This window comes from Kocuria sp. KH4, from assembly GCF_053711175.1.
Window position 1 is genome coordinate 20,826 of the sequence record NZ_JBSJYX010000013.1, and the last position, 19,804, is coordinate 40,629.

18 protein-coding genes and 1 riboswitch are annotated in these 19,804 nt (G+C 76.1%); of the genes, 6 read left to right on the forward strand and 12 right to left on the reverse strand.

Annotated elements, in window-relative coordinates:
• Nucleotide 1: 1 nt before the first annotated feature.
• The 3 genes from ACWCOM_RS10785 to ACWCOM_RS10795 form a co-directional block, all read right to left on the reverse strand.
• Nucleotides 2–1,192, reverse strand: a complete 1,191-nt coding sequence (locus ACWCOM_RS10785; protein WP_454548745.1) for a cystathionine gamma-synthase — start codon at nt 1,190–1,192, stop codon at nt 2–4.
• An 8-nt stretch (nt 1,193–1,200) separates the two neighbouring features.
• Nucleotides 1,201–2,529 (reverse strand): O-acetylhomoserine aminocarboxypropyltransferase/cysteine synthase family protein, encoded by a 1,329-nt coding sequence (locus ACWCOM_RS10790; RefSeq protein ID WP_454548746.1) that lies wholly within the window; start codon nt 2,527–2,529, stop codon nt 1,201–1,203.
• Between the two features lie 15 nt (nt 2,530–2,544).
• A riboswitch (SAM riboswitch) is annotated at nt 2,545–2,677 on the reverse strand.
• Nucleotides 2,678–2,806: 129 nt separating this feature from the next.
• Nucleotides 2,807–3,259: an Lrp/AsnC family transcriptional regulator gene (locus ACWCOM_RS10795; protein WP_454548747.1), complete on the reverse strand. Its 453-nt coding sequence runs from the start codon at nt 3,257–3,259 to the stop codon at nt 2,807–2,809.
• 252 nt (nt 3,260–3,511) lie between these two features.
• Here ACWCOM_RS10795 and ACWCOM_RS10800 point away from each other — a divergent pair, with 252 nt between their 5' ends.
• Genes ACWCOM_RS10800 through ACWCOM_RS10810 form a run of 3 tightly spaced genes read left to right on the forward strand, consistent with a single transcriptional unit; the run spans nt 3,512 to nt 7,253 of the window.
• Nucleotides 3,512–4,687: a thiamine pyrophosphate-dependent enzyme gene (locus ACWCOM_RS10800; protein WP_454548748.1), complete on the forward strand. Its 1,176-nt coding sequence runs from the start codon at nt 3,512–3,514 to the stop codon at nt 4,685–4,687.
• The gene (locus ACWCOM_RS10805; protein ID WP_454548749.1) at nt 4,684–5,733 is read left to right on the forward strand and encodes an alpha-ketoacid dehydrogenase subunit beta; all 1,050 of its coding nucleotides are present in this window, start codon (nt 4,684–4,686) and stop codon (nt 5,731–5,733) included. The genes ACWCOM_RS10800 and ACWCOM_RS10805 overlap by 4 nt, the downstream gene beginning before the upstream one ends.
• Before the next feature lie 2 nt (nt 5,734–5,735).
• Nucleotides 5,736–7,253 carry a dihydrolipoamide acetyltransferase family protein gene (locus ACWCOM_RS10810; protein ID WP_454548750.1) on the forward strand — a complete coding sequence of 506 codons (1,518 nt, stop codon included), beginning with the start codon at nt 5,736–5,738 and terminating at the stop codon, nt 7,251–7,253.
• 50 nt (nt 7,254–7,303) lie between these two features.
• On the opposite strand, the gene ACWCOM_RS10815 is transcribed toward ACWCOM_RS10810, so the two are convergent.
• The 7 genes from ACWCOM_RS10815 to ACWCOM_RS10845 form a co-directional block, all read right to left on the reverse strand.
• Nucleotides 7,304–7,507, reverse strand: coding sequence for a DUF2188 domain-containing protein (locus tag ACWCOM_RS10815; protein ID WP_454548751.1), 204 nt, complete (start codon nt 7,505–7,507; stop codon nt 7,304–7,306).
• A 14-nt stretch (nt 7,508–7,521) separates the two neighbouring features.
• Nucleotides 7,522–7,704 carry a hypothetical protein gene (locus tag ACWCOM_RS10820; protein WP_454548752.1) on the reverse strand — a complete coding sequence of 61 codons (183 nt, stop codon included), beginning with the start codon at nt 7,702–7,704 and terminating at the stop codon, nt 7,522–7,524.
• 266 nt (nt 7,705–7,970) lie between these two features.
• Nucleotides 7,971–9,152 (reverse strand): prenyltransferase, encoded by a 1,182-nt coding sequence (locus ACWCOM_RS10825; RefSeq protein WP_454548753.1) that lies wholly within the window; start codon nt 9,150–9,152, stop codon nt 7,971–7,973.
• Nucleotides 9,149–9,505: a lycopene cyclase domain-containing protein gene (locus ACWCOM_RS10830; RefSeq protein WP_454548754.1), complete on the reverse strand. Its 357-nt coding sequence runs from the start codon at nt 9,503–9,505 to the stop codon at nt 9,149–9,151. The genes ACWCOM_RS10825 and ACWCOM_RS10830 overlap by 4 nt, the downstream gene beginning before the upstream one ends.
• Nucleotides 9,502–11,988, reverse strand: a complete 2,487-nt coding sequence (gene crtI, locus ACWCOM_RS10835) for a phytoene desaturase family protein (protein ID WP_454548755.1) — start codon at nt 11,986–11,988, stop codon at nt 9,502–9,504. The genes ACWCOM_RS10830 and crtI overlap by 4 nt, the downstream gene beginning before the upstream one ends.
• A complete protein-coding gene (locus tag ACWCOM_RS10840; protein ID WP_454548756.1) occupies nt 11,985–13,094 on the reverse strand; it encodes a polyprenyl synthetase family protein in 1,110 nt (369 codons plus the stop codon). The genes crtI and ACWCOM_RS10840 overlap by 4 nt, the downstream gene beginning before the upstream one ends.
• A 47-nt stretch (nt 13,095–13,141) precedes the next feature.
• On the reverse strand, nt 13,142–13,759 hold the full coding sequence (locus ACWCOM_RS10845; RefSeq protein ID WP_454548757.1) for a MarR family winged helix-turn-helix transcriptional regulator: 618 nt from the start codon (nt 13,757–13,759) through the stop codon (nt 13,142–13,144).
• Between the two features lie 38 nt (nt 13,760–13,797).
• Between ACWCOM_RS10845 and ACWCOM_RS10850 the strand changes: the two genes are divergently transcribed.
• The 3 genes from ACWCOM_RS10850 to ACWCOM_RS10860 are packed head-to-tail and all read left to right on the forward strand — an operon-like array spanning nt 13,798 to nt 15,710.
• Entirely contained in the window at nt 13,798–14,601 is an 804-nt protein-coding gene (locus ACWCOM_RS10850) for a glycosyltransferase family A protein (RefSeq protein ID WP_454548758.1), read from the forward strand.
• The gene (locus ACWCOM_RS10855; RefSeq protein ID WP_454548759.1) at nt 14,598–15,149 is read left to right on the forward strand and encodes a hypothetical protein; all 552 of its coding nucleotides are present in this window, start codon (nt 14,598–14,600) and stop codon (nt 15,147–15,149) included. The genes ACWCOM_RS10850 and ACWCOM_RS10855 overlap by 4 nt, the downstream gene beginning before the upstream one ends.
• A gap of 3 nt (nt 15,150–15,152) precedes the next feature.
• Nucleotides 15,153–15,710, forward strand: a complete 558-nt coding sequence (locus tag ACWCOM_RS10860; RefSeq protein WP_454548760.1) for a TspO/MBR family protein — start codon at nt 15,153–15,155, stop codon at nt 15,708–15,710.
• A gap of 42 nt (nt 15,711–15,752) precedes the next feature.
• Here ACWCOM_RS10860 and ACWCOM_RS10865 read toward each other — a convergent pair whose 3' ends face one another.
• Nucleotides 15,753–17,963 (reverse strand): S8 family serine peptidase, encoded by a 2,211-nt coding sequence (locus ACWCOM_RS10865; RefSeq protein WP_454548761.1) that lies wholly within the window; start codon nt 17,961–17,963, stop codon nt 15,753–15,755.
• Nucleotides 17,964–18,183: 220 nt separating this feature from the next.
• On the reverse strand, nt 18,184–19,800 hold the full coding sequence (locus ACWCOM_RS10870; RefSeq protein ID WP_454548762.1) for a S8 family serine peptidase: 1,617 nt from the start codon (nt 19,798–19,800) through the stop codon (nt 18,184–18,186).
• Nucleotides 19,801–19,804: the final 4 nt, after the last annotated feature.

Sequence of the window (19,804 nt, forward strand, 5' to 3'; positions counted from 1 at the left end):
GCTACGAGGCCGCGCCCGCGAGCGCCCGCTCGAGGTCCTCCAGCTGGTCCTCGACGTCCTCGATCCCCACCGAGAGCCGCACCAGGTCCACGGGCACGGCGAGCGCGGTGCCCTGGACGGACGCGTGCGTCATCTCCGACGGATAGCAGATGAGCGACTCGACCCCGCCCAGGCTCACGGACAGCGAGTACAGCCGCGTGCCCTCGGCCACGGCGCGGGCCGCGGCCTCTCCCCCGGCGAGGCGGAAGGAGACCATGCCGCCGGACCCGCGCATCTGCGTCGCGGCGAGCGCGTGGCCGGGGTGCTCGGGCAGCCCGGGGTAGAGCACCCGGGACACCTCCGGGCGCTCCAGCAGCCACTCGGCGATCCGCTGGGCGTTCTCCTGGTGGCGCTCCATGCGCAGGCTCAGGGTCTTGAGCCCGCGGGCGGCCAGGTAGCTGTCCTGGGGTCCGGCCACGGCGCCGGCGGCGAACTGCTGGAAGCCGACCGTCTCGGCGAGCGGGGCGCCGCGCCAGGAGCCCGCCCCGACGACCACGGCCCCGCCGAGGACGTCGGAGTGCCCGCCGATGTACTTGGTGGTGGAGTGCACCACGGCGTGGGCGCCGAGCAGCAGCGGGTTCTGCAGGTACGGGGACGCGAAGGTGTTGTCCACCACGAGCAGCGCCCCCGCCTCCCGGGCCAGCTCCGCCCAGGCCGCGACGTCGGCGATGCCGAGCAGCGGGTTGGAGGGCGTCTCCAGCCACAGGACCGCGGTGTCCCCGGGACGGACCGCGGCGCGGACGGCGTCGAGGTCGGTGATCTCCACGGGCGTGTGACCGATCCCCCACGGGGCGAGCACCCGGGTGATCAGCCGGTTGGTGCCGCCGTAGCCGTCGGCGCCGAGCACCACGTGCTCGCCCGGGCGCAGCACCGCCCGCAGCAGCGCGTCCTCGGCGGCGATCCCGGAGGCGAAGGCGAACCCGCGCTCGCCGTGCTCCAGGGCCGCGAGCTGCTCCTCGAAGCCGTTGCGGGTGGGGTTCGAGCCGCGGCTGTACTCGTGGCCGGCGCGCAGGACGTTGATCCCGTCCTGGGCGAAGGTGGAGGTCTGGTAGACCGGCGGGATGACGGCCCCGGTCAGCGGGTCGGGCTGCTGGCCGGCGTGGACGGCGGTGGTGGTGAAGCCCTGCCGGCGGGTGGTGACGGTCTGACTCATGGTGGGGCTCACTTCCGGAAGTTCGAAACGGTCTCGAGCACGGCGTCGAGGGCCTGGCCGAGGTCGGCCACGAGGTCCTGCGGGGCCTCGAGGCCGACCGAGAGCCGGATGGTGGTCTCGGCGATCCCGCCGGCCCGGCGCTGCTCGGGCGTGAGCCGGCAGTGGGTCATCGCGGCCGGGTGGGCCACGAGGCTGCGGGTGTCGCCGATGTTGGCGACCAGCTTGAACAGCCGCAGCCCGTCGATGAAGGGCCCCACGGCGGCGTCCGGGGCCGCGAGGTCGAAGGAGAACACGGAGCCGGTGCCGCGGGGGAAGTCCCGGGCCGCGATCCCGGCCCCGGGGTCCCCCGGCAGCCCGGGGTGGTGCACGCGTGCGACGGCGGGGTGACCGGCGAGGAACTCGGCCACGGTCAGCGCCGAGGCCGTGTGCCGGGCCACCCGCAGGTCGAGGGTCTCGGTGCCCTGCAGGATCTGGCTGGCGTTGAACGGGGACAGCGTGGTGCCGAGGTCGTGCACGTACTTGGCCCGGACCAGGTGCAGGTAGGGGCTGGCGCCGGCGCACCTGTCGAGCAGGCTCTGCCCGCCCCAGCGGGCGCGGGCGCGGGTGAACTGCGGCCACCTCTCGGGCTGCGCGGACCAGTCGAACGTCCCGCCGTCCACGACCGCCCCGGCGAGGGCGTTGCCGTGGCCGCCGAGGAACTTGGTGGCCGAGTGCACCACGATGTCCGCGCCCTTCTCCAGCGGCCGGTACAGCGCCGGGGAGGCGAGGGTGTTGTCGACGACGACGGGCACCCGGGCCGCCCGGGCGACGTCGGCGATCCCGGGCAGGTCCGGCAGCGTGGCCAGCGGGTTGCCGATGGACTCGAGCAGGAAGGCCCGGGTGTCGGGGCGCACGGCCGCGGCCCAGGCGCCGGGGACGGTGGGGTCCACGAAGTCCACCTCGACGCCGTGGTCGGCCAGCGAGTCGGTGAGCAGGTCCACGGTCCCGCCGTAGAGCTTCTCGGAGGCGACCAGGTGCCTGTCCTCCCCCTGGCCGAGCAGGGCCAGCAGCGCCACGGCCACCGCGGCCTGCCCCGAGCCGGTGGCCACGGCTCCCCTCCCGCCCTCGAGCTCGCTGATCCGCTGCTCGAGCACGGCGACCGTCGGGTTGCCGGTGCGGGTGTAGGTGAAGCCGGCCCGGGTCTGGGCGAACATCTGCCGGGCGGCCTCGTAGTCCGGGAACTCGAAGGCGGCGCTCTGGTAGATCGGCACCGTGAGGGTGCGCTGCCCGGGGTCGTGGTCGGCGCCGGCGTGGATCTGCCGGGTCGAGAGGTCCTGGTCGGTCACGGGGAGGGACATGGCGCGGCTCCTGTGCGCTTGCTCTTACCCGCACCGGTCACCCGTCGCACGGCAACGGGGATGCAGGCCGCTTCCTCATCCGAACCACCCGGTGAGCATGGGGTTGGTGCGCGACCCAGTCGGAGCTTGGCGGTCGCGTCTCGTGAAGCTGGGACCACACTATGCGGGAGGCGCACCGGCGCCGTTCCACGACCGAAGATGACGTCCGTGACGGATCGTGACGCCGTTCGTGACACCCCCGTGACGACGTCCGTGACGGCCCGCGCGCCGGGGCGGGTCACGCCCGGGTGTCGATGTCCTCGAAGATCAGGAACGTCTGGGTGTCCACCACGCCGGGCAGCTGCTGGACGTGCTCGAAGATCACCTGCCGCAGGTGCACCGTGTCCACGGCGCGCACCAGCAGCATGACGTCGAAGTTCCCGCCCACCAAGGCGATGTGGTGCACCGCCGGGATCGCCTGCAGCTGCCCGCACAGCTCCCGCCAGGTGTTCTGCTGCAGCTTCAGCGTCACGTAGGCCGAGGCCTGCAGCCCGGCGCGCACCGGGTCGATCACGGTGCCGAAGCGCAGGATCACCCCTTCGTCGCGCAGCCGGTTGATGCGGGCGTAGGCGTGGGCGCGGGAGACGTGCACGGCCGCGGCGATCGCGGTCACCGACTGCCGGGCGTCCCGGGAGAGCTCGGCGAGGATCTTGCGGTCGGTCTCGTCCAGCGGGACGGGGGTCGAGGGCACGGCGGGCTCCTTCGGGGCGGGGTGCGAGGGCGGGACATGAGGGCGGGACCTATGTCGGACGAATGCGTGTGTCCCACGCCACAGTAGAACATTTCGTCCACGCGGACGGCACCCCTGCGCGCAGGAATCTGGACTTTCCCGGGCGCCTGGATACGAACCGGCTGTTCTTCCCATACTGGGCGGACAGAACTTCAGCGGCCTTCCCGCCGTCCCGCGTCCCCACCCGGACCGGGGACCGACCGAGGGGACACCATGAGCCAGACCGTCGAGACCCCCGAGGACCCGATCCTCCGGGCCTCCCAGAGCTTCGGCATCACGCCGGAGCAGTACATGCTCCCGGCCCGCGGCGAGATCCGGATGGTGGACCCCGCCGGCCGCCTGCTGCCGGCCCACGAGCAGGGCACCGAGCCCGGCCACGAGTACCCGCTGCCCGCGGGGGACGTGCTGCTGGGCGCCTACGAGAAGCTGGTGGTGGGCCGCCGGGTCAACGACCAGAACTCCGCGCTGGTGCGCCAGGGCCGGATGGCCGTCTACCCCTCCAGCCACGGGCAGGAGGCCTGCCAGGTCGCCGCCGCCCTGTGCCTGCGGCCGGGCGACTGGCTGTTCCCCACCTACCGGGACACCGTGGCCGTGATGACCCGGGGCGTGCGGCCCCTGGACGTGATGTCGATCTTCCGCGGCGAGTGGCACGGGGGCTACGACCCCCACGAGCACCACGTCGGCATCCAGTCGACCCCGCTCACCACCCAGCTGCTGCACGCGGTGGGCGTGGCCCACGCCGCGAAGCTGCGCGGCGAGGACACCGTGGTCCTGGCCATGTGCGGCGACGGCGCCACGAGCGAGGGCGACTTCCACGAGGCCCTGAACTTCGCCGCCGTGTTCAAGCTGCCGGTCGTGTTCTTCGTGCAGAACAACGGCTACGCGATCTCCGTGCCCCTGTCCCAGCAGTCGGCCGCCCCCAGCCTGGCCCACAAGGCGGTCGGCTACGGCATGGCCGGGGAGCGGGTGGACGGCAACGACCTGGTGGCCCTGCTCGCCACGCTGGGCCGCGCCGTGGACCTGGCCCGCGCCGAGTCCGAGCCCCTCCTCCTGGAGGCCCACACCTACCGCATGCAGGCCCACACCAACGCCGACGACGCGACCCGCTACCGCGACGACGCCGAGGTGCAGGAGTGGATCGCCAAGGACCCCGTGACCCGCATGCGCGCCTACCTGGCCGGGGAGGGCCTGCTCGACGACGCGGCCGAGCAGCGCATCGCCGCCGCCGCCGAGGACGTCGCCGCGGCCCTGCGCGACGGCATGAACGCCGACGTGGAGGTCGACCCGCGCGCGCTCTTCCGCCACGTCTACACCGAGCAGACCCCGCAGCTCGCCGAGCAGGAGCAGTTCCTGGCCGCCGAGCTCGCCCGAGAGGAGACCGCACCGTGAGCACCCTCCAGGCCCCCGCCCCGTCCGGGCGCACCCCGGCCGCCCCGACGGCCTCCTTCGCCCAGGCCCTCAACACCGCCCTCGCCGACGCCCTGGCCGCCGACGACGCCGTCGTCGTCTTCGGGGAGGACGTCGGGACCCTCGGCGGGGTCTTCCGGATCACCGACGGGCTGACGCGGCGCTTCGGCCGCACCCGCTGCTTCGACACCCCGCTGGCCGAGTCCGGGATCGCCGGGATGGCCGTGGGCATGGCGATGAACCGGATGCGCCCGGTGGTCGAGATGCAGTTCGACGCCTTCGCCTACCCGGCGTTCGAACAGGTCGCCTCGCACATCGCGAAGATGCACAACCGCACCCGCGGCGCCGTGACCCTGCCGATCGTCATCCGCATCCCCTACGCCGGCGGCATCGGCGGGGTGGAGCACCACTGCGACTCCTCCGAGGCCTACTACGCCCACACCCCGGGGCTGAAGGTCTTCACCCCGGCCACCGTCGAGGACGCCTACCTCATGCTCCGTGAGGCGATCGACTCCGACGACCCCGTGGTGTTCTTCGAGCCCAAGAAGCTCTACTGGTCCAAGGCGCCGGTGGACCTGGCCGAGCTGAGGGACCGGTACGAGAACCGGGCCGCGGAGCGCCGGGAGGGCCGCGCCGTCGTCGCCCGCACCGGGCGGGACGCCACGATCCTCACCTACGGGCCGTCCGTGCCGACCGCCCTGGCGGCCGCGGCGGCCGCCGAGGCCGAGGGCCGCTCCCTCGAAGTCGTGGACCTGCGCAGCATCGTGCCGTTCGACGACGAGACGGTCGCCGCGTCGGTGCGCCGCACCGGGCGCGTGGTCGTGGTCGCCGAGGCCCCCGGCTTCGCCTCCGTGGCCGCCGAGATCGTCGCCCGCGTGCAGGAGCGCTGCTTCCACTCGCTGGCCGCGCCGGTGCGGCGCGTGACCGGCTTCGACATCCCGTACCCCTCGCCCAAGCTCGAGGAGTACTACCTGCCCAGCGTCGACCGCATCCTCGACGCCGTGGACGACCTGCAGTGGGAGGACTGACCATGACCGTGAGGACGTTCGCCCTGCCGGATCTCGGCGAGGGGCTCACCGAGGCCGAGCTCGTGAGCTGGCTGGTCCAGGTGGGCGACACCGTGGCCGTGGACCAGCCCATCGCCGAGGTGGAGACCGCCAAGTCCGCGGTGGAGGTGCCCTGCCCGTTCGCCGGGACCGTGCAGGAGCTGCACGGCGCCTCCGGGCAGACCCTCGACGTGGGCGCGCCGCTGATCTCCGTGAACACCGGGGACACCGCCGGGACCCCCGCCCCGCAGGGCGGCGGGCCCCGCGGCGGGCAGTCCTACCGCGAGGAGGAGCGCGCCGGGGCGGACCCCCGCGCCGCGGCCGAGGCGGGCACCGTGGCCGCCGGGACCGCCGACGGCACCGAGGGCGCCGAGGGCTCCGGCAGCGTGCTGATCGGCTACGGCACCCCGGCGGCGGCCGCGGCCGGGCGGCGGCGCCGCCCCAAGCGCGCCGCCGCCGGTCCGGTCGCCGAGGGGGTCGGCGACCGGCTCGCCCAGCAGCTCGCCGAGCAGGCGGCCGGGGCCGCCCACGACGCGATGGCCTCGGCCCCCCGGCTGGCCCCCACCGTCGTCTCCCCGATCGTGCGCAAGCTCGCGAAGGACCGCGGGATCGACATCTCCACCGTGCGCGGCTCCGGGCCCGGCGGGCTGATCCTGCGCCGGGACGTCGTGGCCGCCGCACCGGGATCGGGCTCCCTCCCGCCCGTGGCCGCCGCACCGCAGCCCGCCGCACCGCAGCCCGCCGCACCGGGAACGGCCGCCGGGTCGCCGTCCGCGACGGACCCGCGCACCGGGCTGGGCGTGGCCGGGCGCGTCCCGGTCTCGGGGGTGCGCAAGGTCATCGCGCAGGCGATGAGCCGGTCGCGCGCCGAGATTCCCGAGGCCACCGTCTGGGTGGACGTGGACGCCACGGAGCTGGTGGAGCTGCGCGCGGCGCTCAAGGCGCAGGACCCCGCCACCGCGCCGGGGCTCATGGCCCTGATCGCCCGCTTCGTGCTCGCCAGCCTGGCCCGCCACCCCGAGCTGGCCACCCGCATCGAGACCCGCGAGGACGGCAGCCAGGAGATCGTGCGGTTCGAGGGCGTGAACCTGGGCTTCGCGGCGCAGACCGAGCGCGGGCTCGTGGTGCCGAACATCCGCAACGCCCACACCCTGAGCGCCCGGGGCCTCGACGCCGAGCTCCGGCGGCTCACCGAGCTCGCCCGCTCCGGGAAGGCCTCCCCCGCGGAGCTGTCCGGGTCCACGTTCACCCTCAACAACTACGGGGTGTTCGGCACGGACGGGGCCGCGGCGATCATCAACCACCCCGAGGTGGCGATCCTCGGGGTCGGCCGGATCATCGACCGGCCGTGGGTGGTCGACGGGCAGCTGGCCGTCCGCAAGCTCACCCAGCTCTCCCTGGCCTTCGACCACCGCGTGTGCGACGGCGGGACGGCCGGCGGCTTCCTGCGCATGGTGGCCGACGCGGTGGAGCACCCGATGTCGGTGCTCGCGGACCTGTAGCGCCACCGGCCCGGCGGCGGCGGGGCCGGCTCAGGGGTGGCCGGGCCGGCTCAGCGGTCCGGGACGGACGTGCGGCCGGGGGCGTCGCCGGGGTGCAGGAGGATCCGGCCCCCGGTGTCCCGGGTGATGCTCCACGCCCACTGCAGGGCGCCGGCCCGGGTGCCGGCCCGGAGGCCGCGGCGGGAGCCGGGCGCCCGCACCTCCCAGCCGCCCCGGGGGCTGCGGGCCACGATGCGGTCGGCGGGTGCGGACACGACGGCCACGCCCCTCAGTCGCTCTCGGGGCCGGTGCAGTACAGGCAGTCGGGCCCGGTCGCGCCGCAGGCGCACCGCAGCGCGACGGCGCCCCGGGTCGGGACGGCGGTCCCGCGCGGGCGGGGCCGGGACGGGACCGCGGTCCCGCGGGGGCGGGGCGGGGCGGTGACGACGTGGGGCAGCAGTTCGACGGTCATGGGAGCAGGTCCTCGGGGAGTGGGCCGCGGAGCGGTGGTCGTGCAGGGACGCACCGGCGACCACGGCCGGGGCCAGGACGGGACGCGCGTGTGTCCTGGCTCACGGCCGACGGGCCGGTGCCTCCAGTATCGGCCGCCGCTCCCGTCGGCAACAGCGACGCCTTCCGACGACTACTGGTTAGTATTCTTGTACGCTCCCCCAGTGGCGCGCAGACCGCGCCCCCGCCCCGCGCGGTGCCGGCACGTGGGGTGCCGGCGCGAGGGGTTCAGTGCGCGAGCTCCCAGGACCACAGCAGCAGCATCGTCGCCAGGAACCCCGTGAGGTAGTTCAGCCACAGGAACCGCCGCCAGCCGCGGTTGGCCCGCGCGCAGCCGGCGTCCGTGATCGTCAGGAACGGCGCGAGGTTCGCCAGGTAGGGCAGCACCAGCAGGGACGCCAGCGACCCGGGCCAGGGCACGAGCAGCAGGAGCAGCCCGGCGGCCAGGTAGAGCACCACGGCGGCCCCCACGGTGGTGCGGGCGCCCAGCACCGTGGCGATCGAGCGCAGCCCGCCCTCCCGGTCCGCCCGGACGTCCTGCACGGCCCCGAACGCCTGGGAGGCCATCGACCACAGGAAGAAGCCCGCGCACAGGGCCACCACGCCCACCGACGGGTCCGCCCCGGCGAGCACCAGGCCGTAGACGGCCGGGGAGACGAAGTGGGCGGCGGAGGTCGCCGAGTCCAGGAACGGGACCTCCTTGAAGCGCAGTCCCTCGAGACTGTAGGCCACGACCGCGAAGAGGCTCGCCCCGAGCACCCCCGCCGCGGCGGCCCCGCCGGCGGTCAGCAGGTACGCCAGGAAGGGCAGGGCGGCCAGCACGGAGCCGACCAGGATCATCCGGTGCTCGGAGCGGTCCACGAGGGCGCCCTCGACGCCGCCCTTGCGGGGGTTGCGGAGGTCGGACTCGTAGTCGTAGACGTCGTTGATGCCGTACATCAGCAGGTTGTAGGGGAACAGGAAGAACAGGGTCCCGACCACCAGGGGCAGGTCCACCCGCCCGGTCGTCAGGACGTAGGCCGCCGCGAACGGGAAGGCGGTGTTGACCCACGAGACCGGGCGGGACGTGGCCACCAGGGTGCGCACGGTGGCCGTCAGCCGGCCGCGCTCGGCCAGCCCCCACCACAGCGCGGGCAGCAGCAGCAGCGCGGCCAGCGGATACGCGAAGTCCTCCACCGGCACCAGGCCGATCCGCAGCCCGGTGATGTGCCCGGCCCCGTAGTCGAAGAACCCGGCGGCGATCATGAGGTTGTCGAACACGACCGTCAGCAGCGCCAGGACCCCGAAGGAGATCCCCAGCACGGCCAGGGCCCGGCGCGGGGCGGGCGCCGGGGAAGGCCGGCGGACCAGCAGGGTGGCCGGCGCCAGGGCCAGCGCCAGGAAGACCGGGATGACGAGCGCGTAGGTCACGGGGCGTCCGCCTCCTCGCGGGCCGGCTCGGCCGCGGCGGACCGGCGCGCCAGCGCCCGCTCCGTCAGCCGCACCACGTTCATGGTGAGATAGCAGAGGAACAGCAGGAACACGACCTCCTCGACCGGGATCTGGGGGGCCACCATCCAGCCGGTCGCGTACGCGCTGTGGCTGTGCAGGAAGATCCCGAGGGCGATCCCGGCCACGTCCCACGCGAGGAAGAACGCCACGCCCGCGGCCAGCACCAGGGCCCCCCGGCGGGGGTCGTGGGCCAGGAACAGCCGGCCCCGCACGTCGAGGACCACCATCCCGGCCAGGCTGAGCAGCAGGAAGCCGAGGTACGCGAAGCTCATCCGCGCGGCACCAGGGGTTCCGCCAGCGGCCCGGTGGAGGTGTCCCCGCGCAGGTCCTTGAGCAGGATCTCCGCGCTGATCAGGCACATCGGCAGCCCGATGCCGGGAACGGTCGAGGCACCGCAGTAGTGCAGCCCGGCGACCTTGCGGCTCTTGTTGGAGCTGCGGAAGAACGCGGACTGCTTCAGGACGTGGGCGGGGCCCAGCACGTTGCCCCGCCAGGCGTTGAGGTCCCGCCGGAAGTCCTCGGGGCCCACCGTGTGGCGCACGACGATCCGCTCGCGCAGGTCCGGCACGCCCGCCCACGCGGCGACCTGGTCGATCACCCGGTCGGCGACCTCCTCGACGCGCGCGGCGCCGGTGCCGTCGGGCCCCCCGGCGCCGAGCCCCGGGTCGGCGGGCACGGGGATCAGGACGAAGAGGTTCTCGTGCCCCTTCGGGGCGACCGAGGGGTCCGTGGCCGAGGGCTTGCACACGTACACGGACGCGGGGTCCGGCACCCGGGTGGGCTCCTCGAAGATGGCCCGGAAGTTGGTGTCCCAGTCCTCGCTGAAGAACAGGCTGTGGTGGGGCAGCTGGGGCAGCTCCCCCCGCACCCCGAGCATCACGAGCACCGCCCCCGGGCCGGTCTGGCGCCGGTCCCAGTACCGCTGCGGATAGCTCTGCAGCTCGGGTGGCAGCAGCGCGGTCTCCGTGTGGTGCAGGTCCGCGGCCGAGACGACGAGGTCGGCGGCGAGCTCGTGCTCGGCGCCCTCCGCGTCCCGCCACACCACGCCGGTGGCCCGCACGGGACCGTCCGCGGCCGCGGAGGTGCGGATCCGCACGACGTCGGCCCCGGTGCGGATCCGGGCCCCGTGGGCGACGGCGAGCCGTTCGACGGCCTCGATGATGCACCGGAACCCGCCCCGCGGGTACTGCACGGAGTCGGCGAGGTCCATCCAGCTCATCAGGTGGTAGAGCGAGGGCGTCATCCGGGGCGCGCTGGCCAGGAAGACGGCCGGGTAGCCGAGCACCTGCCGCAGCCGGGTGTCCCGGACGGTGGCGGCGGCGAGGTCGTGCAGGGACCCGGAGAGGTGGCGGGCGAGCTCCGGCAGCCCCCGCAGGACCGCCCGGTTCAGCAGCGGGGTGAAGGCGGCGTAGGAGGTGTAGAGGAAGTGGCCCACGGCCAGCTCGTAGGTGCGCTGCGCCGAGGCCAGGTACGTGCGGATCCGCGCGCCGGCCCCGGGCTCCACCGACTCGAACAGCGCCACCGTGTCCTCGAGGTCGGAGCGGATGTCGATCGGGTGCTCGTAGCGCTCGCCGTAGACCCGGTAGGCGGGGTCGAGGCGCACGAGGTCGAGCTCCTGCGCCGCGCTGGAGCCCATGAGCCGGAAGAAGTGGTCGAAGACCTCCGGCATCAGGTACCAGGACGGCCCGGTGTCGAAGCGGAACCCGTCCCGCTCCAGCAGCCCGGCCCGCCCGCCGGTGCTCGCCCCGCGCTCGAGGACGGTGACGTCCCAGCCGTCCCGGGCGAGCAGGCCCGCCGCGGCGAGCCCGGCGATCCCGGCGCCGACCACCACCGCGCGCCGCCCGCGCGGTGCGGGCCCGCGGCGGCGGGTCCTCGCCCTGACCACCGCGGACGCGGCGAGCGCGGCCTTGCGCGGGTCGGGGACGCGGATCCGGGAGCTCAGCAGCTCCCGGGCGGGGGTGGCACGGATGCGCACGGACAGCTCCCGGAACAGGTCGTGGGCGGCGAGGACGGCGGCGCGGGAGGACACGGGCAGGTCGTCGATCACCGCCCGGGCGGCGGCGAGGTCGGCGTCGATGTCGTCGAGCAGCCGGGTCTTCTCGGTCTCGGAGAACGCACCGGGCTCCACGCCGGGGAAGTACACGCGCCCCAGCTCGCCGTAGTCCTCGGCGAGGTCCCGCAGGAAGTTCACCTTCTGGAACGCGGCGCCCAGGCGGCGGGCCCCGGCGACGAGCTGCGCCCGCACGTCCGGGGGCACCTCCCGGCCCGCGAGGAAGACCTGCAGGCACATCAGGCCCACCACCTCCGCGGAGCCGTACACGTACTCGTCCAGGGAGCCGGCGCTGTGCCGGTCCTCGCTGAGGTCGGCGCGCATCGACGCGAAGAAGGGGCGGACCAGGTCGGGGCCGATCCCGGCGTCACGGGCCGTGCGCGCGAAGGCGTGCACCACGAGGTTGCTGCTGAACCCGCGCGCCGTGGCGGCGTAGGTCTCGGCCTCGAGGTCGTCGAGCAGCTCCCGCGCCCCCTCGGCCGGGACCCCGGCGCCGGCGCTGGCGCCGTCGACGATCTCGTCGGCGATCCGCACGAGGGCGTAGACGGCATAGACGTGGGGGCGGATCCGCGGGCCCAGGAGCCGGCAGGCCAGGCCGAAGGAGGTGGAGTACCGGCGGATGACGGTCGCGGCGGCCTGCCGGGCGGCGTCGTCGTAGCGGGCGGCGGCCTCGGCCGGGGACCCGGCGTGCTGCGCCGCGCTCACCGGATGCGCTCCGTGGCCCCGCCCACGATGCGGCGCAGGTCCCGGTCGAGGGACTCGGGCAGCCCGGCGGACTCGAGCAGCTCCCGCGCCTCGGCGGCGCACCCGGCGACCATGTCCTCGACGTCCTGCCGGGCCCCGCACCGCTCGATGAGCGCACGGGCCCGGGCGGCCTCCTCGTCGCCCAGGTCCGGGCGGCCGAGGAGCGCGTCGAGCTCCTCGCCGTCGGACGTGCACTGGGCGGCCAGCACGAGCATGGTGCGCTTGCCCTCCCGCAGGTCGCTGACCGCGGACTTGCCCGTGGCCTCCGGGTCCCCGAAGACGCCGAGCAGGTCGTCCACCAGCTGGTAGGCGGTGCCCACGGTGCGGCCGAGCCGCCCGAGCACCGCGACGTGCTCCTCCGGGGCGCCGCCGAGCACTCCCCCGGCCTGCAGCGGCGTCTCGAAGGAGTAGACGGCGGTCTTCAGGCACGTGGCCGCGAGGATCTGCTCCCGTTCCGGGCGGGCCCCGGGCAGCGCGTGGTCGACGTCGAGCAGCTCGCCGGCGGCGGAGCTGAACAGGGCCTCGTCGAGCAGCTCGAGCAGCCGGGGCAGGCGCTCCGGGGACAGCCCGGAGCGGGCCACGAGCCGGTACGCACCGGCCAGGGCGAGGTCCCCGGCGATCACCCCGACGCTCGCGCCGTACTGCCGGGCCTGCTCCGGCGCGGCCCCGGAGGCCGCGGCCCGGGCGGCCGCGGCGGCGTTGACGGTGGGCTGGTGGCGGCGCTGCTCGTCCTGGTCGATGACGTCGTCGTGGACGATGAGAGCGGTGTGCAGCAGCTCGAAGGCGGCGCCCACGGCGTCGACCACGGGGTCGGGCTCCGGCCGGGGATAGGCGGCCGCCGCGAGCCGGACGAGCCGGGGGCGGATCCGCTTGCCCCCGGTGCTCAGGCGGGTGACCTCCTCCCACAGCTGGGCGAAGCCCGGGTCCACGGCGCCGGCGCGGCCGGTGGACTCGGCGAGGAAGCGGTCCAGGGCCGGGGGTGTCCCCGCGGCATTCGGGCCGGCGTCCGTCCCGGTGCCCGGACGGGCGCTCGAGAATGCCGATTCGCGCGAGAAGACCGTCACCATGCCCCCATTCCACCACAGTCCTTCGAAAGTCGAAGCGTTCGCCCGGGTCATCCCCCGGCCGCGGACGCGCCGGGCGCCGGCGGAGCCGTTCCCACCGCCGTTCCCCCCGCTGTTCCCGCCGCCGCTGCCGGCCCCGGGGGCCCGCCCTCCGCGGCGCGCCGGCCGGCGCGGCGCACCGCGTCCGTGAGCTGGGGCAGCCGCCGCCGCAGGACCTCGATCTCGTCGTCGCCGCACTCCTCCAGCACCGCCAGGACCTCCTCGGTCATCGGCGCGAACATCTCGCGGCCGGCCCGGTGGGCGTGCTCGGTGGCCCGCAGGCTCACCTCCCGGCGGTCGCGCTCGTCGATCGAGCGCACGAGGTGTCCCGCGGAGACCAGGCGCTTGATGACCGTGGTGGTCGCCGACCCGCTGAGCACGAGCCGGCGGGCGATGTCCCCGGCCCGCACCGGCCGCCCCTCCCGGTTGGCCTGCATCACCTCGTTGAGGGCGTGGACGTCCTTGTGCGCCAGGCCGTAGCGGCGCCGGACCTGGTCCGCGTAGCGCTCGGCCTCGGTGCTGAAGTGCTGGAGCAGGAAGAGGACGTCGAACCCCCTGCGATCCCGGTGCGCCCCCGGCTCCGGCGGTGCGCCCCCGGGCGTGCTCGTCGTGCCCTCCTCGGCCTGCATGTGCCGATTGTAGGCGGCCCCTGCGCGACAATGGGTCCATGACGGACAGCAGAGACCGGACCGGCCCGCCCCCGCCCCCCGATCCCCGGCCCTGGTCCCCCACCGTGTCCGTGGTCGTCCCCGCCCGCGACGACGCCGCGCACCTGGCCCGGTGCCTGCGGCTGATCGCCGCCCAGACCCGCCCGCCGGACGAGATCGTGGTCGTGGACAATGCCTCCCGCGACAGCACCCCGGACGTGGCCCGGGCCGCCGGGGCGCGCGTGGTGCCCGAGCCCCGGCCCGGCATCCCCGCCGCCGCGGCCACCGGCTACGACGCCGCCCGCGGGGACGTGGTGGTGCGCTGCGACGCCGACACCGTGCCGGGCCCGGGATGGATCGCCGGGCTGCTGGACTCCCTCGAGGCCTGCCCGGACGCGGTGGCCGTCGCCGGGCCGGGCCGCTTCCTGGGCCTGCCGCCCGGGGCGGGCCGGCTGCTCTCCGAGCTCTACATGGGCCTGTACGTGCTCAGCACGGCCTCGGCCCTGGGCCACCCGCCCCTGTTCGGCACCAACATGGCCATGCGCCGGTCCTGGTGGCTCGAGGTCCGGGACGGTGTGCACCGCCACGACCCGGAGCTGCACGACGACCTCGACCTCAGCTTCCGCCTGGCCCCGGGGCGCCGCCTCCTGTACCGGCCCGGGCTCGCGGTGGGGATGTCGCCGCGGGCCCTGCGGGCCGGGCGCCCCGCCGTCCGCCGGCTGGCGCGGGCCGTGCGGACGATCCGGGTGAACTGGGCCGAGGAGCGCCCGGGGGAGCGCTGGCAGGCGCGCCTGGGGCACCGTGCCGGCCGGAGCGGCGCATGAGGTGGGTCGTGCTCGCGACCCGGTGGGCGGGCCCGCTGTCCGTGCTGCTCACGGCCGTGTTCTTCAACATCCCGGGCGCCGCCGTGATGATGCTGGTGTGCCTGGGCATCACGATCACCTGGCGGGCCCGGCTGCCGGCGTTCCTGGAGCTGGCCACGGACCTGCTGCTGCTGGTCGCCGCGTGGAGCTCCGTGTTCCTGCTGTACGAGCGGCTGGCGCACTGGGACCTGGTGGTCCACTTCTCGGCGACCGCCGTGCTGGCCGAGCTGGCCTTCCGCGCCCTCGAGCGGTGGGGCCGGCTGCGCACGCCCGGCCCCGTGTCCCACGTCCTGGTGGTCACCGCCCTCGGCGCCGCGCTGGCCCTGGTCTGGGAGTACGTGGAGTTCGCCGGCTACGCGCTGGTCGACCCGCGCGTGCAGGTCGGCTACACGGACACCATGGGGGACCTGGCCGCCGGCAGCGCCGGCTCCCTGGTGGCGGGGATCCTCGGCGCCTGGGCCCGGCATAGGCTGGACCCACCGAACAGGACCGCCGAGGGAACGGAATAGACCATGTTCTGGACGCAGCTGCTCAAGACCTCCGCCCAGACCGCGGCCGCCGCCGCGGCCGGCAGCGCCGCCACCGCGTCGGGGGTGGACAGCACCTGGTACGCGAACCTGCGCACCCCGGCCCTGCAGCCGCCTCCGGCGGTCTTCCCCGTGGTGTGGACCGCGCTCTACGCCGACCTGGCGGTCACGTCCGCGGCGGTGCTGACGGAGCTGCAGCGGCGGACCCGCCCGGGGCGGCACGGGCACCGCGACCGCGGCGGGGTCATCCGCCGGCCCCGTCCCGGGGACACGCCCTCGGCCGCGGCCCGGCGCCGGCGCAGCTACCGCACCGCGCTCGCCGTGAACCTCGCCCTCAACGCGGGGTGGAGCTGGGTGTTCTTCGGCAGGCACGACACCGCCTCGGCCACGGTCGCGGCGGCGGCGCTGACGGCCAGCTCCGCCGATCTGGCCCGCCGCGCCGGGCAGGTGCGGCCGCTGCTCGGCGTCGCGCTGCTGCCCTACGCCGGCTGGTGCGGCTTCGCCACCGTCCTCAGCGGCCGCATCCACCGGCTCAACAGCTGAGCGCACGGCCCCGGGGCCGCGGAAGGGCGGCCGCGGACCGGGTCAGCGGGCGGAGATCATGATCCGGCCCTGGCGGTAGGCCACCGACCCGCCCTGGAAGGACTGGACGGTCGCCCCGCCGGCGCTCCGCGCCGGACCCACCGGATAGCCCAGGCGCCCCGCCTCCCCGCCCAGGTCGGCGTGGGCGCGGCCGATCGCCCCGCGCACGGCGTGCGCCCCCGTGGCCGGCGACCACAGGATCCTGCCCCGCTCGAAGGCCTGGTGGGCGCCTCCGGCCGGGCCGCCGCGCTCGTTGCCCCGGGGGCGCCCCAGCACCCCCTGCTCGCCGCCGGTCGCGGCGTAGTGCGCCCCGATGGCCCCGCGCAGGACCGCCGCCCCGGTGCCGGGGCTCCACACGGTCCTGCCGCGCTGGAACGACTGGTGGACCCCGCCGGTGCCGTCCCCGCGCTCCCCGGAGCGGGGATAGCCGAGGCGGCCGCCGGCGCCCCCGGAGCGGCTCCAGGCCGCGCGCACGGCCCCGTGCACCCAGTGGGCGCCCGTGGCCGGCGTCCAGTAGATGGCACCCCGGGCGAACTCCTGGGAGCACCCGCCCTGCGGCAGCCCGCAGACCTCGGGCGAGCGCGGCTCCCCGGTGGCGGAGCGGATCCGCCCGTGCAGCCGCCCGATGGCGCCCCGCGTGGTGTGCCCCTGCTGCGCCGTCGCCCGGGCGAGCGCCGCCGCCGGGTCGACCAGGCCCGCGCCGCAGCCGCCCGGGCACTGCCCGGGCAGCGGCCGGGCCGTGGCCACCAGGTGGCTCCGGACCTGGGCCGGGGTCAGGCCGGGGGCGGCCTGACGCAGGAGGGCGACGACCCCCGCCACCGTGGGGCTGGCCATCGAGGTGCCGTACTTGCCGGCGTAGCTGCCGGCCTCGGGGCGGGTGGCCCCGCTGTTGGTGGTCGACCACACCCTGCGGGAGACGTCCCCGCCGGGAGCCGTCAGGGTGACGGCCCCCCAGTTGGAGTACGGGGCGCGGGTGCCGTAGGCGGTGGAGGCGGCCACGGAGATCACGCCCCGGCAGTTGGCGGGGGACTCCGTGCGGGCGTCCCGGTCGTGGTTGCCCGCCGCCACGACCACGCTCGTCCCGGCGGAGAGCGCCCGGTCGACGGCCTCCTGGAGGACGGCCGGGCAGCTGTCGGAGGAGAAGCTGAGGCTGAGGTTGACCACGGTGGCGCGGTGGGGGTTGACCGGCACCCCGCTGCCGACGTCGTGGCCGGCGGCCCAGGCGACGGCCACGGCGATGTCCGACACGTAGCCCTCGCCGCAGGCGCCCAGGGCGCGCACCGGCAGGATCCGGGCGTCGTAGGCCACGCCGGCCACGCCGGTCGCGTTGCCGCCGCGCGCCGCCGCGGTGCCGGCCGTGTGGGTGCCGTGCCAGGAGGAGGGCACGGCCGCGGCGCCGGGCCGGCACTCGTCCTCGCCCGCGTGGTCCCCCTCGTCCCTCGGGTCGGGGTCCCATCCGTCGCCGTCGCGGGAGTTGCCGCGCGGCACGCCGTGCTCGGCCTGGGTGACGAAGTCGTAGCCCGGCAGGACCCCGGCGTCCAGGTCGGGGTGGGCGGTGATCCCGGTGTCCACGATCGCGATGGTCTGGCCCGCACCGGTCGCCCGGTCCCACGCGCGGGGCAGTCCGAGGCCCGCGCGCGTGGGGTGCAGGTTCCACTGCGACGGCCCGTAGTAGGGGTCGTCGGGCACCGAGGCGACGCCCACCAGGTGGTCGGGCTCGGCGTACTCGACCGCCGGGTCCTGCTCGAGGGCGCCGGCCAGGGCCTCGGCCTCCTGCGCGTCGAGGAACTCGTCGGCCGCCACGACCTTCGCCGCTCCTACGGTCTCGGCGATCTCCTCCAGCTCCGGCGCCGGGTCCGGACGCGCGTGCCCCGCCGAGCCGTCCCGCCCGGCCCGCTCGGTGGCCGCCCGGTAGACCCGTTCGCGGGCCGGCGGTGCAGGGGTCGCGCCCGCCCGGAACTTCACGACGACGCGGTCGGTCCCGCCCCCGGCCGGCGTCCCCGGCCCGGCGCGGTGCCGGTCCGCGGGCACGGGCCGGTGCTGGGCGGTCGTGGCGGCGCCCGGCGACGGCGCGGTCCCGGGCGCCGGGACCGTGCGCTCGGGGCGGGGCCGTGCCTGTGCGGGGACCGTGGCGGCGCACGGGGCGAGGACCAGGGCCGCCGCGAGGAGGCCGGAGAGCGCGCCGGGCAGGACGCGGGCGCGGAAGGACGTCATGGGGGGCTCCAGCCGTGGGGGGCAGGGCGCCGCCGGGGCCGGGCGGCGCGCCGGTCGCGAGGGCCCGGGGCGGCCGGCGCGGCTGCGCTCCAGCGTACGAAGCGTTCGCTCCTGTTACGGAATGGGACGTTCCGCACCGCTCCGGGCCGCCCGGCGAGGGGCGCACGCGGACGGCGCCGTCCACCCCGGGGTGGACGGCGCCGTCGCGGCGGGTCCGGGATCAGCCGGCGGAGGCGATCCCCCACCACTGCGCCGGCAGGACCGCCGTCCAGCGGGCGCCCGTGCCGGCGCTCCAGACGATCCACCCGTTGGCGAACTCCTGGAAGCACGGGGTCCCGCCGAGCGCGCACAGCTCCCGAGAGCGGGGCTCGCCGGCGCTCGCGGCGATCTTCCGGTGCAGGGCGCCGATGCCTCCGGCGGTGCTGAAGGGCTCGCCGCCCTGCGCCTCGACCAGCGCCGAGACGGGGTCCACGATCCCGGCGCCGCAGCCGGGGGCGCAGCCGCCCGGGGCCTGCCGGGCCGTGCCGGTGAGCGCGGCGCGGATCCCGTCCACGCCGAGCCCCGGGGACCGCTCGCGGAGCAGGGCCACCACGCCGGAGACGGCCGGGGCGGCCATGGAGGTGCCGTTGCGCTCCGTGTACGACGGTCCGGCCGGGGCCTGGGCCCCGGCGTTGCCCGTGGACAGGATCTGCGCGTACGGGTCGCCGCCGGGGGCCGCGAGCGTCACCGAGCCGAAGTTGGAGTACGAGGCCAGCGCGCCGGAGACGTCCGTGGCGGCGACCGAGATGACCCCGGCGCAGTTGGCCGGCGCCGACCGGGCGGCGTCCATGGCCTGGTTGCCGGCGGCCACGACCACGGGGATCCCGCGCCCCAGGGCCGCGTCGATCGCCGCCTGCAGGACCGGCGGGCACTCCCCCGGGACGCCGAGGCTGAGGTTGATGACCGTGGCCGGGTTCGGGTTGGCGGGCACCCCCGGCACCGCGGCGCCGCTGGCCCAGGCGACGCCCGCGGCCACGTCCGTGATGTAGCCCTGGCTGCAGGCGCCCACGGCGCGCACGGGGAGGATCCGGGCGTCCGGGGCCACCCCGGCGACACCCTGCCCGTTGTCGGCGTCCGCCGCGGCGATGCCGGCGGTGTGCGTGCCGTGCCAGGTGGAGGTCGACGGCATGGGGCTGGCGGGGCACAGGACCGCGTCCGGGTAGTCGCCCTCGTCGGACGGGTCCGCGTCCCACCCGTCGCCGTCCCGCCCGTTCTCCGCCGTGGAGACGAAGTCGTAGCCCGGCAGCACGTTGGCGTCCAGGTCCGGGTGGGCGGTGATGCCGGTGTCCACCACGGCGATGGTCTGCCCGGCCCCGGTGGCCAGGTCCCAGGCGGGGGGCATGCCCAGCCCGGCCGGGTCGTCCCACAGGCTCCACTGCCGGGCGGCGTAGGAGGGGTCGTTCGGCACGGCGGCCGGGGCGGCCAGCAGGTCCGGCACCGCGTACTCCACGGCGGGGTCCTGCTCCAGGGCCGTGGTGAGGGTCTCGAGCTCGGCGCCGGCGAGCATGCCGCCGGCGTGCAGCACCCGGGCGCCGTCCGCGGTGGTCGTGGTCTCGACGAGTCCGCCCCCCGCGTGCTCCGCGGCCCGCGCGTAGACGTCCTCCCGGGAGTCCTCCGGGACGGTCCCCTCGCGGAACTTCACGACGACGCGGTCGGTCGCCTCCGCCGGCGCGGCGGCGGAGGGCACGGCCTCCGGGCCGGGCTGCGGGGCCGCGGTCGCCGCGGCGGAGCCCAGCGGGACGAGGGCGAGCGCGGCAGCCAGTGCCAGGGAGACGGTGGTGCTGCGGGTGGGCGTCACGGGA

Excerpts from the sequence above, each read along its gene's own strand:
- ACWCOM_RS10785 (WP_454548745.1), bottom strand. The coding sequence starts at position 1,192 with ATGAGTCAGACCGTCACCACCCGCCGGCAGGGCTTCACCACCACCGCC.
- ACWCOM_RS10790 (WP_454548746.1), bottom strand. The coding sequence starts at position 2,529 with ATGTCCCTCCCCGTGACCGACCAGGACCTCTCGACCCGGCAGATCCAC.
- ACWCOM_RS10800 (WP_454548748.1), top strand. The coding sequence starts at position 3,512 with ATGAGCCAGACCGTCGAGACCCCCGAGGACCCGATCCTCCGGGCCTCC.
- ACWCOM_RS10810 (WP_454548750.1), top strand. The coding sequence starts at position 5,736 with ATGACCGTGAGGACGTTCGCCCTGCCGGATCTCGGCGAGGGGCTCACC.
- ACWCOM_RS10820 (WP_454548752.1), bottom strand. The coding sequence starts at position 7,704 with ATGACCGTCGAACTGCTGCCCCACGTCGTCACCGCCCCGCCCCGCCCC.
- ACWCOM_RS10830 (WP_454548754.1), bottom strand. The coding sequence starts at position 9,505 with ATGAGCTTCGCGTACCTCGGCTTCCTGCTGCTCAGCCTGGCCGGGATG.
- ACWCOM_RS10840 (WP_454548756.1), bottom strand. The coding sequence starts at position 13,094 with ATGGTGACGGTCTTCTCGCGCGAATCGGCATTCTCGAGCGCCCGTCCG.
- ACWCOM_RS10845 (WP_454548757.1), bottom strand. The coding sequence starts at position 13,759 with ATGCAGGCCGAGGAGGGCACGACGAGCACGCCCGGGGGCGCACCGCCG.
- ACWCOM_RS10850 (WP_454548758.1), top strand. The coding sequence starts at position 13,798 with ATGACGGACAGCAGAGACCGGACCGGCCCGCCCCCGCCCCCCGATCCC.
- ACWCOM_RS10855 (WP_454548759.1), top strand. The coding sequence starts at position 14,598 with ATGAGGTGGGTCGTGCTCGCGACCCGGTGGGCGGGCCCGCTGTCCGTG.
- ACWCOM_RS10860 (WP_454548760.1), top strand. The coding sequence starts at position 15,153 with ATGTTCTGGACGCAGCTGCTCAAGACCTCCGCCCAGACCGCGGCCGCC.
- ACWCOM_RS10865 (WP_454548761.1), bottom strand. The coding sequence starts at position 17,963 with ATGACGTCCTTCCGCGCCCGCGTCCTGCCCGGCGCGCTCTCCGGCCTC.